The organism is Cellulosimicrobium sp. CUA-896, from assembly GCF_001942335.1.
In the GTDB taxonomy this organism is placed as follows: domain Bacteria; phylum Actinomycetota; class Actinomycetes; order Actinomycetales; family Cellulomonadaceae; genus Cellulosimicrobium.
In genome coordinates this window covers 36,019-50,124 of record NZ_MKKH01000021.1, presented here as the reverse complement: position 1 = coordinate 50,124, position 14,106 = coordinate 36,019, and the positions used below count along the sequence as shown (strand labels likewise).

Below are 14,106 nucleotides of genomic sequence, written 5' to 3'. Positions count from 1 at the left end.
CGGCAGCACCGGTCGCGGCGGCTCCCGTCGCGGCGCCGCCCGCAGCAGCACCGGTCGCGGCAGTCCCCGTGGCCCCGGTCGCCGCGGTGCCGGTCGCGTCGTGCCCGTCGCCGTCGTGCCCGTCGTGGCTGCACCACCGGCCGACCCGGCCCCACCGCTCGACCCGGCCCCGCCGGCCGACCCCGTGCCGCCGGCGGAGCCGGTCCCGCCGGCCGATCCCGTGCCGCCGGCGGAGCCGGTCCCGCCACCCGCGCCGGCGGCCACCGCGGCAGCGCCGGCACCGACGCCCGCGCCGCCGCCGACGGGCAGCGCGGTGCCGACGAGGCCGAGCGCCCCGACGCCGAGGACGAGCGGGGCGATGACCGCGCGCATGCCGTGCGAGACGTCTCCGAGCTCGAGCACGAGCGCACGGCAGTCGCCGCAGCCCTCCAGGTGGCCCTCGACGCGCGCGGTCTCACGCTTCGCCAGCCCGCCGCGGACGTACGAGCCGAGCAGGGAGTTGACGCCCTCGCACTCCTTGGCGGGCGCCGTCGTCAGGTGCTCCTGAAGGTAGGCCTGGCGCAGTCCCTCGCGCGCGCGGTAGGCGAGCGCGGACACCCCGTTGGCGGTGAGCCCGAGCATCGGCGCGATCGCGGCAGGCGTCAGACTCTCGACCTCGGTGTACCAGAGCACGGCACGCCACCGCTCGGGCAGCGTCTGGTAGGCCCGCGTGACCACGGATCGCTCGAAGCCCTCGAGGGCCGGGTCCTCCGTCGACGCCATCGGGCCGAAGGCGGTCTCGAAGGTCCGCTCGTCGTCGGTCGGCTGCGTGCGGCGCGCGCCGTTGACGAGGTCGTAGGACAGGCGCCGGACGACCGTGAACACGTACGCGCGGAACGTGACGTCGGGGCCGCCGCCGTTCTGCAGGACGGAGAGGGTGCGCGCGAAGGCGTCGGAGACGACGTCGTCCGCATCCGCCGTGGAGTGCACGTACTGGCGTGCGACGGCCCGGGCGGCGGCCGCGTGCCGCTCGTAGAGGACGCCGAAGGCACTCGCGTCGCCTGCGCGCACGGCCGTGATGAGCTCGGCGTCGCTGAACGCCTCGCTCCCCACGTGGGATCGTGCCTCGGTCATGCCACCGCCCGACATCGCCCTGCTCCCGCAGGGCTCACAACGCGCCCATACTAGACGCATGACCATCGCGTCCGGCAGGGGGCCGTGCGTGGCGAGACGAGCGACGTCGCCCGGCAGCGCCACCACCTCGACCTCCACCTCGACCCCGCACCACGAGCCGTCGACGTTTCACCCGCCCCGACTCGCGTCATGACGGAGCGCCTCGGCCGTCCCGTTCACATGGATCACCTCCATGCTGGGTACGCCGTGCCCACAGACGCCGCGGAGACGCTGCGCGACGCGTGGCGCGAGACCAGCGTCGCGAGCGTGTGGCGGCGTCCCGGCGACTGGTACCACCCGGCGGTCGACGCCCTCACCGAGGCGATGTGCGACGAGCGCGACGTCACGCCCGCCGCCGAGCGCCTGGGCCGGGCGCGCGGCGAGTCCGGGGTGGGCATCGGCGAGACCATCGACGACGTGGTCTGCCTCTGCCGCGCCCAGGACGACGCGCCGGGCGTCGACCTGCTGCGCGCCGTCGCCGTCGGCTGGGCCGAGGGGTACGAGACGACGCCCCTCGCGCCCGACGTGCTCGACCCCGAGTCCGGGCTCCCGACCACGCAGTACCTGACGCACCGGCTGCGCGAGACGTACGGCCGCGCGGAGCGCACCGGCGTCCCGGTGCCGCGCTCGCACGGGCTGCTCGTCGTCGACGTCGCCCTGGACGACCTCACCGGCTGGCAGCGCTTCGCGCGCTCGGCGGCGATGGGCCGCGCGCTCACGCAGACGTTCGGCGAGGGGCACCCGATGGCGTCGCTCGGCAACGGGCACTTCGTCGTGCTCGGCGAGCGCGACGCCGACGACGAGTGGCTGCGCACCGAGCTGCGTCACCGCATCGAGCGCACGGGCCTGTCGCTCGGCGTGTCCGCGATCCTGCGGCGCCCGCCGCGGCTGTGGACGGAGCCGCTGCCCGGGACCCACGCCGCCGCCGTCGAGCTGTTGAGCACGCTGCAGCGCTGCTGACCCGTACCGCCCCGCGCGCGCGAGACCCCGGTCCGCGCGGGCGAGCGCGCGAACCGGGGTCCGGGGGTGTCAGCGCGGGGTGAAGGTGAGGCAGTCCGCGGTGGCCTCGCCGGACCCGCCGGAACCCACGCGGATCGAGGGCGCCGAGCACTCGAGCGCCTCGTTGTGGACGCACTCGGTGCGCTGGCACGCGCCGACGTGGGCGAGCACCTTCTCCAGGCCGCCCTTGGTGCCCAGCGGGATGAAGGTGGCGCACTCGGCGTCGCCGGTGTGCCCGGCGATCGTCACGGCGCCGGCGTGGCACCCGTGGTCGTGGTTGTAGCCGCACCCCTCGATCGAGCACTCGACGACCTGGGGCATCTCCATGAGGCTGCTCATCGATCTCTCCGTTCTCCGGGGCCTGGGGGGCCGTGGTCTCATCGTCCACGGTATTCCCGGAATACGCATCTGAATAGCAAGGAAGGCCTGGCTCAGAATGCGCGGGAGAATGCGATTAACGGCATGTCATTCTTGCGAAATGGGGCGCGGCGCCGGCGACGCGGGTACCGACCGGCGGCGGGGAGCAGGCCGGGTGCGCTCAGCGCGCGCCGGCGTCGTCGGCGCCGGGGCTCCAGATGACGAGCGCGCGCGTCTCGGTCCGCTCGACCAGCGACTGGCGCAGCGCCTCCTCGACGCCGCGCCGCACGCTGCGCCCGCGCGGCACCACGACGACGTCGCCGCTCGCCGCGGCGGCGAACACGCGGCCGCCGGGCTCGCGCGCGCGGACAGCGCCTCGACGCGGCGTTCGAGCCGCTCGACCTGCGACTCGAGCGCCAGGATCCGCTGGATCCCCGCGAGGTTGATGCCCTCGTCGTGGCTGAGGCGCTGCACCTCGAGCAGCTTCGCGACGTCGCGCAGCGAGTAGCGCCGACCTCTGCCCGAGGCGCGTCGCGGCACGACGAGCCCGAGCCGGTCGTACTGCCGCAGCGTCTGCGGGTGCATCCCGGCGAGCGCGGCGGCCTGCGAGATCACCAGGACGGGCGCGTCCTCGGGCACGTCGGGTCGCTCCGGGGCCCGCCCGCCTGCGCGGTCACGACGCCCGCCCTCTCACTCCGCCGCCTGGCGGGCGAGGTCGGCGCGGACGTCCTGGCCGTCGGTCTCGGCCGCGAACGCCTCCACGGCCTCGCGCGCCGCCTTCGACAGCTTCTGCGGCACGACGACCTGGACGCCGACGAGCAGGTCCCCCGTCGCCTTCGCCGTCCGGACGCCGCGACCCTTGACGCGCAGCGTCCGGCCGGACGGGGTGCCCGCCGGCACCTTGACCCGCACGGTGGCGCCGTCGAGCGTCGGCACCTCGATCGTCGCGCCGAGCGCCGCCTCGGCGAAGGTCACCGGGACGGTGACCCGCAGGTTGGCGCCGTCGACCGAGAAGACGGGGTGCGGCGTGACGTGCACGGTGACCACCAGGTCACCCGCCGGGCCGCCGTTCGGGCTCGGACGGCCCTTGCCGCGCAGCCGGATCTTCTGGCCGTCGCGCACGCCGGGCGGGATGCGGGTGGTGACCGGACGCCCGTCCACGGTGAACGTCACGGTCGATCCCTCGACGGCCTGGCGGAACGGCAGGGTCGTGGTGGCCGCGACGTCGGCGCCAGGCTGGGGGCCGCCGAACCCGGCGCCGCCGAAGCGCTGGCCGCCGGCCGCGCCCCCGCCGAACATCGAGCCGAGGATGTCCTCGAAGCCCGCGCCGCCCTGGGCGCCCGTCGAGTAGCGCACGCGCCCGCCGCCGGGTGCCGTGCCGCCGCCGAACATGCCGCCGAAGAGGTCCTCGAAACCGGCCGCTCCCCCGCCGCCGGTCCCGGCGGAGAACCGCGCCCCGCCGCCGGCCATCGCGCGGATCGCGTCGTACTGCTCGCGCTGCTTCGCGTCGGACAGCACCGCGTACGCCTCGCCGATCTCCTTGAACCTCGTCTCCGCGGCCGTGTCGCCCGGGTTCTGGTCCGGGTGGTACTGGCGCGCGAGCTTGCGGTAGGCCTTCTTGATCGCGGCGTCGTCGGCGTCCTTGGGGACGCCGAGCGCGGCGTAGAAGTCCTTCTCGATCCAGTCCTGTCCGGTCACGACGCCTCCCTCCTGTGCGTGCTCGTGGTCTCGTCCTCCGTGCTCGTCCTGGCCGCTGCGCGCCGTGCCGTCGCGTGCCCGGTCGTCGCGTGCCCGATCGTCGCGTGCCCGATCGTCGCGTGCCCGACGCCGGGACGCACCTTCACGCGAAGGCACGGCCCCGGCGCCGGGCACGTGAGGGCGGGCTACTCCGGCCCGACGACCGAGACGCGCGCGGCGCGCACCACGCGGTCCCCGATCCGGTAGCCCGACTCGATGACGAGGTTGACCGTGGTCGACGTCGCCCCGGCGTCGGTCTGGTGCATGAGCGCCTCGTGCACGGTCGGGTCGAACTCCTCGCCGACCGTGCCGTAGCGCTCGACGCCGAAGCGCTCGAGGCTCGCGCCCAGCTTGTCCGCGATCGCGGCGAACGGCCCGGTGAGCTCGCCGTGCTGGCGGGCCCGGTCGACGTCGTCGAGCACGGGCAGGAGCGCGGTGAGCACGTCCTCCACGCCCTTGGCGCGCGCGGCCTCCTGGTCGCGCAGCGCCCGGTTGCGGTAGTTCGTGAAGCTCGCCCGCTCACGCTGCAGGGCGTCGAGGTGCTCGGCCGCCGCGGCCTGCGCCGCGAGGACCGCCGCGTCGACCTCGGCCTCCCCCGACGGCTCGAAGTCGAGCCCCTCGAGGGGGTCCGACGACTGCGGCGCCTCGCCGCCGTCGCCCTCCGGACCGCCGGCCTCCCCGGCCGCGCTCTCACGCGGCCGGGAGGTCTGCGGGTCGACCTTGCGCTTGTCGGTGAACTGGAAGGGCTTGTCCTCGGGGCCCTGACCGGGCTCGCGCCCGGCCTGCTCCTCGGGGCCCCGCGGGTCCTCGGCCGTCACTTCTTGTCGTCCTCGTCGTCGACGATCTCGGCGTCGACGACGTCCTCGTCCGGGGCGCTGCCCGCGCCCGCGGCCGCGGTGGCGTCCTCGGTGGCCGCGCCGGTGTCGCCCGCCGCCTGCTCCTGCTCGGCCGACGCGTAGAGCGCCTGCCCGATCTTCTGCGACGACGCGACGAGCTTCTCGTGCGCGGTCTTCACGGCGTCGGCGTCCTCGCCCTCGAGCGCGGTCTTGACCGACGCGATGTCGGCCTCGACCTCGGTCACGACGTCGGCCGGGAGCTTGTCCTTGTTGTCGGTGACCAGCTTCTCGGTCGAGTAGACGAACGCCTCGGCCTGGTTGCGGGTCTCCGCCTCCTCGCGACGCTTCTTGTCCTCGGCCGCGTGCTCCTCGGCCTCCTTGACCATGCGGTCGATGTCCTCCTTGGGCAGCGCGGAGCCGCCCGTGATGGTCATCTTCTGCTCCTTGCCGGTGCCGCGGTCCTTGGCGCCGACGTGGACGATGCCGTTCGCGTCGATGTCGAAGGTGACCTCGATCTGCGGCACGCCGCGCGGGGCGGGCGCGATGCCGGTGAGCTCGAACGTGCCGAGCGGCTTGTTGTCGCGCGCGAACTCGCGCTCGCCCTGGAACACCTGGATGAGCACCGACGGCTGGTTGTCCTCGGCCGTCGAGAAGATCTCGCTGCGCTTGGTCGGGATGGCCGTGTTGCGCTCGATGAGCTTGGTCATCACGCCGCCCTTGGTCTCGATGCCGAGCGACAGGGGGGTGACGTCGATGAGCAGGACGTCCTTGCGGTCGCCCGAGATGACACCGGCCTGGAGCGCGGCGCCGACGGCCACGACCTCGTCCGGGTTGACGCCCTTGTTGGGCTCCTTGCCGCCGGTGAGCTCGCGCACGACGTCGGCCACGGCCGGCATGCGGGTCGAGCCGCCGACGAGGACGACGTGGTCGATGTCGGAGACGGAGACGCCCGCGTCCGAGATGACCTTGTGGAACGGCGCCTTGGTGCGGTCCAGGAGGTCCTGGGTCATCTGCTGGAACTGGGCCCGGGTGAGCTTCTCGTCCAGGTGGATGGGGCCGTTCTCGCTCATCGACAGGTACTGCATCGACACGTTGGTGCTCGTCGCGGACGAGAGCTCCTTCTTGGCCTGCTCGGCCGCCTCGCGCAGGCGCTGGAGCGCGATCTTGTCCTTCGACAGGTCGACGCCCGAGCTGTTCTTCACCTGCTTGATGAGGTGCTCGACGATGCGGTTGTCCCAGTCGTCGCCGCCGAGGCGGTTGTCGCCCGACGTCGCGCGGACCTGGATGGTCGAGAAGTCGTCCTCGTCCTTGCCGACCTCGAGGAGGGACACGTCGAACGTGCCGCCACCCAGGTCGAAGACGAGGATGAGCTCGTCCTCCTTGCCCTTCTCCAGGCCGTACGCGAGCGCGGCCGCGGTGGGCTCGTTGACGATGCGCGTGACGTTGAGGCCGGCGATCTGCCCGGCGTCCTTCGTGGCCTGGCGCTCGGCGTCGTTGAAGTACGCCGGGACGGTGACGACCGCGTCCGTGACGGGCTCGCCCAGGTACTCCTCGGCGTCGCGCTTGAGCTTGCCGAGGATGCGCGCGGAGATCTCCTGCGCGGTGTACTTCTTGTCGTCGATCTCCACGTCCCAGTCGGTGCCCATGTGGCGCTTCACCGAGCTGATGGTGCGGTCGACGTTCGTGACCGCCTGGCGCTTGGCGACCTCGCCGACGAGGACCTCGCCGGTCTTGGAGAAGGCGACGACCGACGGCGTCGTGCGCGACCCCTCGGCGTTCGCGATGACGGTGGGCTCGCCACCCTCGAGGACGGCCACCACCGAGTTCGTGGTGCCGAGGTCGATCCCGACTGCTCGTGCCATGTGTGCTGCCTCCGTGAGTACGTGGTCGCGAGCGGCGCGGCGCGGGGGCCGACCGCCCGGCGGACCGGGTTGAGTCTGCTGCGCTCAAGGTAGGCACGCCGACCTGCTCCGTGCAAGCCGGCGGTGCCGTACTTGAGCCTGCTTGACTCAACCTTCGCCGTCGGGCGTTCATTCCCCCCCGGGCACCCGGACCTCCGTCACAGCAGCTCGACGCCGTCGGCCTGCGGTCCTCGGTCGCTCTGGCGCACCCGGAACCGGACCCGGTCGCCCTCCTCCAGGACCTCGGAGCCGCGCACCACCGACACGTGCACGAACAGGTCGTCGCCCCCGGCGTCGGGCGTGATGAAGCCGAAACCACGGTCCGCGTCGTAGCGCGCGACGACGCCCTCCGCCCCCGCGCACGGGCCCGCCGCCGCGCCCGCGGACGGCCCGTCCGACCGCCGGCGGCCGCGCCCGCTCCCGGAGCCGCGCACGAGCCGCAGGTTGCGGGCGCTCGGCCCCCGGTCGCCCTCGACGACCTCGTACGTCACGCGCGCGCCCTCGACGAGCCCGGCCGCCCCCGGCCCGAGCGCACTGGCGTGGACGAACACGTGCTCGCCGCCCCGGTCGGGGACGACGAACCCGAAGCCCTTGGCGTCGTCGTACCAGGACACCGTGCCGTCCGCGCCGTCCGAGGCGGGCTGCACGGCCTCCGCGCCGAGCGGGAGCAGGTGGTCCGCCTGCGGTCCTCTCTCCCCCTCGACGACGAGGAAGGCCACCCGCTGCCCTTCGGAGACCACACCGCCCCCGACGATCGCCGAGCTGTGCACGAAGACCTCGGTGCTCCCGCCGTCGGGCGTGACGAAGCCGTAGCCCTTGGTCGGCTCGTACCAGGAGACGGTGCCGAGCACGCCCACGGGGGCGTCGGCGGCCCGGTCGCCCGTGACGCGGACGCGACGCGCCTGCGGACCGCGGTCGCCCTCGCCGACCTCGAACTCGACGGCCTGACCCTCGCGGAGCGCTCTCGGCCCGTTGTCGCCGACGATCTCGGACGCGTGCACGAACAGGTCCTCGGCCTCGCCCCCGCGGTCGATGAAGCCGAACCCTCGGTCGGCGTCGAACCATCGGACAGTTCCTTGCGGCACCTCAAACTCCTCGTCTCGGCGGACAGACATTGCTCCTCCCAGTGTCCCCCGTCGGGACCGGGGCCGGGTGCGCCCTGCGTGCCGCGTGGACGGGCGGCGGCCGGTGCCCTGCGGCAGCATGGGGACGTCGCGGCGACCGGTCGCGCAGGACCGGAGGACGACGTGGCGAGACCCGACGACGCCCAGCAGCCCGACCACGACGAGCAGGTGCCTCCGCACGAGCGGGAGGACGAGCCGGCCACCACCGAGGAGAAGGACGAGACGCTCGACCGCGTCGTCCTCGAGGGCAGGCCGCGGCTCTACCGCAGCACCGCGGACCTGCTCGCCACGGGGACGGTCGCGGGCATCGAGGTCGGCGTGGGCGTGCTCGCCCTGCTCGTCGTGGTGCACGAGACGGGCAGCATGCTCCTGGGCGCGCTCGCGTTCTCGGTCGGGTTCATCGCCCTGCGCCTCGGCCACAGCGAGCTGTTCACCGAGAGCTTCCACGTCCCCGTGATGGTGGTCGTGGCCGGGGAGGCGCGCTGGGTCCACATGCTGCGCCTGTGGGGCGGCACGCTCCTCGGCAACCTCGTCGGCGGCTGGGTGCTCGCCTGGCTCGTCGCCGTGGCGCTGCCCGACCTGCACGGCACGGCGGGAGAGCTCAGCCGCGAGTTCCTCGGCCACCCGTTCGGCCTCGAGGCTTCGCCCTCGCGGTGCTCGCCGGCGCGGCCATCACGCTGCTCACCCGCATGCAGAACGGCACCGACGACGACGTCGCCAGGATCGTCGCGGCGGTCGCGATCGCCTTCGTCATCGTCGGCACCGGGCTGCTGCACTCCGTGCTCGACACGCTCGTCGTGTTCGTGGCGGTGCACGCCGGCGAGCCGGGCGCGTCCCTCGGCGCGTGGCTCCCCTGGTTCGGCTGGGTCGTGCTCGGCAACATGGTCGGCGGGCTGCTGCTCACCACGCTGCTGCGCGTCGTCCGCAGCCGCGAGCGCCTCATGCAGTGGCGGCACGCGGACACGTGACCTCGAGGGGCGCCGCTCGGGCGCCCCTCGGTCGTCCCTCAGTCGCGGCTGAGTCGCGGCTCAGTCGTCGCTGCTGCGCGCGGGATCGACCGGGGAACCGTCGTCCGGGTCGGTCTCGTCGCCGACGGCCGACCGGCGGGGGTCGCCGGGGTCGACGTCGGTCGGCACGTCCGGGTCCCGGGGCAGCGCGTCGTTGGCGAGCGCGGGGAACGCGCCGGCGCTGCCGATGTCGGGCTCGGTCGTGGCCTGGCCCGGCGTCTCGCGCGCGCTGTCGTCCGACCGGTCGGCCCAGTCCTGCTCCTCGCCCGTGCCTCGGTCCTCGTGCGGTGTGGTGCTCACGCGGGTCTCCTCTCGTCGGGCGTCGGCGCTGCCGCCGACGCTCTCGACCGTAGGCGGCGGTGAGCCGCCCACAACTCGGGAGGGCGTCACGCGGTGCGAGGTGACCCGCGCGCGCCGTCGTCCGAGCGCACGCGCGGCCAGGACCGCGCCGCCCACGAGGACGACGGCGAGGAGCAGGACGCCGGCGCCTGCCCACGTCGCGACGCCGGCGCGCGACGTCGCCCGCTCCGCCGCGTCCTCGGCCGCGTCGAGGCCTCCTCCGGCGAGCAGGGCCCGGGCGTCCGAGGCGGAGGCGTCGACCGCCAGCACGAGCTCGCCGAGCTCGGACACCGGGTCGCGCTCGGCCGCGGCCGTCCGTGACGCGGTGTCCACGGCCCCGACGACGTCGACCGCCCGCGGGAGGAGGTCGACGAGCGCGGCGTACTCGTCGGCGTCCGCCGCCTCCTGGTAGGCCTCGCGCACGCTCGCCGGCTCGGTCAGGCCGGCCTCGGCGACGGCGCGCTGGAGCGCCGCCGCGTCCGCCGGTGCCGTCCCGAGCGCGGCCACGGCGTCGGCGGCGGCGGGGTACCGCCAGTGCGTCATCGCGGAGCGCAGGCCGAACGGCGTGCTCCACGCGGCGTCGGCCTCGTCTAGCGCGCGGTAGGCCGCGAGGGCCTCCGCCCGCTGCTCGAGCGCGCCGGAGCCGGCCTCGTCGAGCACCCACGTGCGGAAGACCTCCGGGGCGTCCGCGACGCCGGCCCGGACCTCGACGAGGTCGAGGAACCGGCGCCAGTCCGTCCGCCCGCCGTTCCGCTCGGCGGACCCCGCGGCCTCGTACGCGCTCTCGCCGGCGTAGACGGCGGCCACGATCTCCGTGAACGTCTCGTCGTCGAGGTCGCCGACGAGGTCGGCCACCGCGGTGTACGACGCCGCGTACCCGTAGTCGTCGACCTCGCCCGCGCGCTCGCCCGCGGGCTCCGACCACGCCGCGAGCGGGACCGCGACGTCGGACCGGCGGTCCGGGACGGGCACCGCGTCCCACGTGCCGTCGGTGCGCGAGACCACGCGCTCGGCGACCACCTCCGTCAGCCCCTCGTACAGCCAGCGCTCGCGGACGTGGAGCGGGTCGAGCCACGCGTGCGTCAGCTCGTGGAACAGCAGCCCCTCGTCGAGGTCCTCGGGGACGACGATCTCGTCCGCGTCGGGGTCGAACCACGCGTAGCCGATGACCTGCGGGGACACGTCCTCGCGGATCACCTCGAGCCCGCCCGGCCACGGGTGCCCGACGACCTCCTCGAGCACCGGCAGGCCGGCTGTGACCTGCTGCTCGACGAAGTCGCCCACTCCTGGTCGCCGGGGAAGCTGTGGAGGGAGAGGGTCGTGCCGCCCACCTCGATCTCGCGCTCGTCGACCGCCTCGGGGTCGCGCGCGGACACGACGGCCCAGATCCCGTACGGTCGGGGCTCTCGTCCGCCGACCACGTGACCGTGCCGCCCTGCTCGGCCGGCGTGAAGAGGTCCGAGGTGCTGTCGAACACCATCGACGCGGGCACCACGACGTCGACCGACACCTGGCCGGGGTCGCCGGCACCGAGCACGGTGAAGGTCGCGTACCCGTCGCCGACGCGCGTGGAGCCGGCGGAGCGCACGGGCTCGCCCGGCACCGCGTACGTCCACTCGATCGTGCGCGACCGCCCGTAGTTCAGCGGCGAGAACGCGACGGTGGCGACGGACACGGCCGGGTCCTCGGTCGGCTCGAGCGTCACGGGCAGCGACGCGCCGGCGCTCGTGGCTCGCACGTCCTGGACGCCCGCGGGGACGGGGAGCGAGTAGCCGTCCCAGTAGTAGGCGTACCCGCCGCTGTCGGGCTGCTCGTTGCGCAGCGTGGTGCTCACCGCCACGGAGACGGGAGCGCCTCCGGCCTCGAGCACGAAGGTGCTGTACGAGGTCTCGTCCAGGCCGTCGTCCGCGGCCGCGGACGGGGCGAGGACGACGAGCGCCCCGACGGCGACCGCGACGACCAGCCCAGGCCGCCCGGACGCCCGCGCGCGCCGTCCTGCTGAGACCCGACCATCGCCCCCGCGCTCGTGCTCCACCGGCGTCCCCGTCGTCCCCCTGGGCCGAGGCCGCGCCGACGGAAGCGGTCACGGCCGGCACCCCGCGGGTGCCGGCCGTGACTGTAGCGCGTCGCAGCAGGTGACGGCGCCACACGTGCCCTTACTCGTCCGAGTGGCGCGCCCTTCTCGCCCCGCGTCGGCCGTGCGAGTCGTCCGTGGCCTGCTCCGTCGGCTCGCCGTGCGCCTGGGCCTCCAGCCGGAGCTCGCGGCCCTTGGCGACGTCCTCGCGCATCTTCGCCTCGCGCTTGTCGCTCGCCCGCGTGTCCTTCGGCGGCAGCTGGATGGACTCCTCGGCGGCGATCCCGCCCTGGAGCTGCCGGCTGCGCTCGAGCTCGGCGTCCAGCTCCGCGCCGAAGAGCAGCGCGAGGTTGGTGATCCACAGCCACAGGAGCATGACGATGATCCCGGCGAGGGCACCGTACGTGGCGCCGTAGTTGCCGAAGTTCGCGACGTAGAAGCCGAACGCCGCGGACGCGATGACCCACACGACGATCGCGACGACCGCCCCGACGCTGAGCCACCGGAACTTCGGCTGCCGCACGTTCGGGGTCACGTGGTAGAGGATCGCGACGAGCACGACGACGAGCAGCAGCACCACGGGCCACTTCGCGATGCTCCACACCGTCACCGCGGTCGACCCCAGGCCCACGGCCTCGCCGACCGCCTGGGCGAGCGACCCCGAGAGCACGAGCGCCGCGACGATGAGTGCGGCGAGGAGGAGCGTGACGACGGTGACGAGCAGCATCACGGGGCGCAGCTTCCAGATCGGCCGCCCCTCGTCGATCTCGTAGACCCGGTTCATCGCCCGCCCGAACGCGCCGACGTACCCGGACGCCGACCACAGGGCGAGCAGGACACCGGCGACGAGAGCGAGGCCGGCCCGGCCGCCGCCGCTCGCCGCGTTCTCGACGAGCGGCGTGACGATGTTCAGCACCTGCTCGGGCACGACGCCCTCGAGCGTGGACAGGACGCGGTTCACCGCCTGCTCGCCGTCGCTCACCAGCCCCAGCACGGACACGAGCGCCAGCAGCGCGGGCGCCGCGGCCAGGACGGCGAAGTACGTCAGCGCGGCGGCCAGGTCGAGGCACTGGTCGCGCATGAACTGGCGCAGCGTCGTGCGCAGCGAGTACGTCCACGACGGCTTGTGCAGGTCCGTCGGCGCGTCCGGCTTGCGCCGGTCGTCCGGTGCCGGTGCTCCCGCTCGCTCGGACGAGCTGTCGATGTCGGTCATGCCACCTCCCGTGCTGAGCCTGCTCCCACGGTAGGTCGGCGCCATCCACCCACAACTGGGAGCGCAGGTGCCAGGATGATCCCCGTGAGCGGAGCCGACGCCCCGGGCCTGGAACGCCGGCTCGGCACGTCCGACGCGTCGCGATCGGCCTCGGCGCGATGATCGGGGCCGGAGTCTTCTCCGCGTTCGCCCCGGCCTCCGCGGCCGCGGGCACCGGCCTGCTCGTCGGCCTCGCGATCGCCGCCCTCGTCGCGCTGGCGAACGCGACGTCCTCGGCCCAGCTCGCCGCCCAGCACCCGACGTCCGGCGGCACCTACGTGTACGGGCGCGAGCAGCTCGGCCCGTGGTGGGGGTACGTCGCCGGATGGGGGTTCGTCGTCGGCAAGACGGCGAGCTGCGCGGCCATGGCGCTCGTCGTCGCCGCGTACGTCGCCCCCGCGGGGTGGGAACGTCCGGTCGCGGTCGTCACCGTCGTCGCGCTGACGGCGATCGGGTACCGCGGCGTCACGCGCACCGCGTGGGCGGCGCGCGTGATCGTCGTCGTGGTCCTCGCCGCGCTGGCCGCCGGCGTCACGGCCGCCCTCGCGGGCGACGCGCCGCGGTGGTCCGGCGTGCTGGACGCCGACGGCGCCCACGGCGGCTGGTACGGCGTCCTCCAGTCCGCCGGGCTGCTGTTCTTCGCCTTCGCCGGCTACGCGCGCGTCGCCACGCTCGGCGAGGAGGTCCGTGACCCGCGGCGGACCATCCCGCGCGCATCGTCCTCGCGCTGGGTGTCGTCGTGGTCGTGTACGCCGTCGTCGGCGTCACGTTGCTCGCGGTGCTCGGCCCCGACCGCCTGGCGGCCTCGACGTCTCCACTGGCCGACGCCGTCGCCGCCGGTTCGTGGACGTGGGCCCGGCCGGTGGTCGCGGTGGGCGCCACGGCCGCGAGCGTCGGCGCGCTGCTCGCGCTCCTCGCCGGGGTGAGCCGGACGACGCTCGCCATGGCGAGGACCGGCGACCTGCCGCGGTGGCTCGCCGCCGTGCACCCGCGCTTCTCCGTGCCGCACCGTGCCGAGCTCGCCGTCGGAGCGGTCGTCGTCGTGCTCGTGCTCACCCTCGACCTGCGCGGCGCGATCGGGTTCTCGTCGTTCGGCGTGCTCGTGTACTACCTCTCGCGAACCTCGCGGCGCTGCGACAGAGCGGCGCGGACCGCCGGTACCCGCGCTGGGGCCAGGTGCTCGGCGCGGCGGGCTGCGTCGTGCTCGTCGCGACCCTTCCGGTGCCCGCCGTGGTCGCCGGGGCGGCGGTGCTCGCCGTCGGCGTCGTGCTGCGGTGGTGGCGCGTGCACCGCGCCGCGGGCTGAGCTCGCGGTGCGGGCGCGGACGC

Annotated in this window: 11 protein-coding genes and 3 pseudogenes; 5 read left to right on the top strand and 9 right to left on the bottom strand. The window is 74.5% G+C overall.

What is annotated here, in order from left to right; all coding sequences use genetic code 11:
- Nucleotides 1-1,113: sigma-70 family RNA polymerase sigma factor (locus BJF88_RS08280; protein WP_158068909.1), on the bottom strand; the 1,113-nt coding region annotated here is incomplete at its 3' end.
- 246 nt (nt 1,114-1,359) lie between these two features.
- Between BJF88_RS08280 and BJF88_RS08275 the strand changes: the two genes are divergently transcribed.
- Nucleotides 1,360-2,112, top strand: a complete 753-nt coding sequence (locus BJF88_RS08275) for a hypothetical protein (protein ID WP_255371887.1) — start codon at nt 1,360-1,362, stop codon at nt 2,110-2,112.
- A gap of 69 nt (nt 2,113-2,181) precedes the next feature.
- On the opposite strand, the gene BJF88_RS08270 is transcribed toward BJF88_RS08275, so the two are convergent.
- From BJF88_RS08270 to BJF88_RS22720, 6 genes and pseudogenes are all read right to left on the bottom strand, one after another.
- Nucleotides 2,182-2,490, bottom strand: coding sequence for a DUF1540 domain-containing protein (locus BJF88_RS08270; RefSeq protein ID WP_075828466.1), 309 nt, complete (start codon nt 2,488-2,490; stop codon nt 2,182-2,184).
- A 199-nt stretch (nt 2,491-2,689) separates the two neighbouring features.
- Nucleotides 2,690-3,093, bottom strand: a pseudogene (locus BJF88_RS08265) (heat shock protein transcriptional repressor HspR).
- A gap of 105 nt (nt 3,094-3,198) precedes the next feature.
- Entirely contained in the window at nt 3,199-4,206 is a 1,008-nt protein-coding gene (locus BJF88_RS08260) for a DnaJ C-terminal domain-containing protein (protein WP_075828464.1), read from the bottom strand.
- Nucleotides 4,207-4,391: 185 nt separating this feature from the next.
- Nucleotides 4,392-5,063 (bottom strand): nucleotide exchange factor GrpE, encoded by a 672-nt coding sequence (gene grpE, locus BJF88_RS08250; protein WP_075828462.1) that lies wholly within the window; start codon nt 5,061-5,063, stop codon nt 4,392-4,394.
- Nucleotides 5,060-6,943: a molecular chaperone DnaK gene (gene dnaK, locus BJF88_RS08245; protein WP_075828461.1), complete on the bottom strand. Its 1,884-nt coding sequence runs from the start codon at nt 6,941-6,943 to the stop codon at nt 5,060-5,062. Before dnaK ends, grpE begins: the two co-directional genes overlap by 4 nt.
- Nucleotides 6,944-7,140: 197 nt before the next feature.
- Nucleotides 7,141-8,067 (bottom strand): cold-shock protein, encoded by a 927-nt coding sequence (locus tag BJF88_RS22720; RefSeq protein ID WP_075828460.1) that lies wholly within the window; start codon nt 8,065-8,067, stop codon nt 7,141-7,143.
- Here BJF88_RS22720 and BJF88_RS23320 point away from each other — a divergent pair.
- Together BJF88_RS23320 and BJF88_RS21790 are read left to right on the top strand one after the other, a co-directional pair.
- Nucleotides 7,978-8,625: pseudogene (locus BJF88_RS23320) on the top strand (formate/nitrite transporter family protein); the annotation flags it as partial. The gene BJF88_RS22720 and the pseudogene BJF88_RS23320 overlap by 90 nt on opposite strands.
- A gap of 170 nt (nt 8,626-8,795) precedes the next feature.
- Entirely contained in the window at nt 8,796-9,074 is a 279-nt protein-coding gene (locus BJF88_RS21790; protein ID WP_255371889.1) for a formate/nitrite transporter family protein, read from the top strand.
- A gap of 60 nt (nt 9,075-9,134) precedes the next feature.
- On the opposite strand, the gene BJF88_RS08230 is transcribed toward BJF88_RS21790, so the two are convergent.
- Nucleotides 9,135-10,736 (bottom strand): hypothetical protein, encoded by a 1,602-nt coding sequence (locus BJF88_RS08230; protein ID WP_075828459.1) that lies wholly within the window; start codon nt 10,734-10,736, stop codon nt 9,135-9,137.
- A gap of 179 nt (nt 10,737-10,915) precedes the next feature.
- On the opposite strand from BJF88_RS08230, the gene BJF88_RS08225 reads away from it, so the two are divergent.
- Nucleotides 10,916-11,092 (top strand): hypothetical protein, encoded by a 177-nt coding sequence (locus BJF88_RS08225; protein ID WP_158068908.1) that lies wholly within the window; start codon nt 10,916-10,918, stop codon nt 11,090-11,092.
- 516 nt (nt 11,093-11,608) lie between these two features.
- Here the strand turns inward: BJF88_RS08225 and BJF88_RS08220 are convergent.
- The gene (locus BJF88_RS08220; protein WP_075828457.1) at nt 11,609-12,739 is read right to left on the bottom strand and encodes a YihY/virulence factor BrkB family protein; all 1,131 of its coding nucleotides are present in this window, start codon (nt 12,737-12,739) and stop codon (nt 11,609-11,611) included.
- 75 nt (nt 12,740-12,814) lie between these two features.
- Between BJF88_RS08220 and BJF88_RS08215 the strand changes: the two are divergent.
- A pseudogene (locus tag BJF88_RS08215) lies at nt 12,815-14,083 on the top strand (APC family permease).
- Nucleotides 14,084-14,106 lie beyond the last annotated feature (23 nt).

Coding starts and splice junctions, on each gene's coding strand:
- BJF88_RS08220 (WP_075828457.1), bottom strand. CDS start 12,739: ATGACCGACATCGACAGCTCGTCCGAGCGAGCGGGAGCACCGGCACCG.
- dnaK (WP_075828461.1), bottom strand. CDS start 6,943: ATGGCACGAGCAGTCGGGATCGACCTCGGCACCACGAACTCGGTGGTG.
- BJF88_RS21790 (WP_255371889.1), top strand. CDS start 8,796: ATGCAGAACGGCACCGACGACGACGTCGCCAGGATCGTCGCGGCGGTC.
- BJF88_RS08270 (WP_075828466.1), bottom strand. CDS start 2,490: ATGAGCAGCCTCATGGAGATGCCCCAGGTCGTCGAGTGCTCGATCGAG.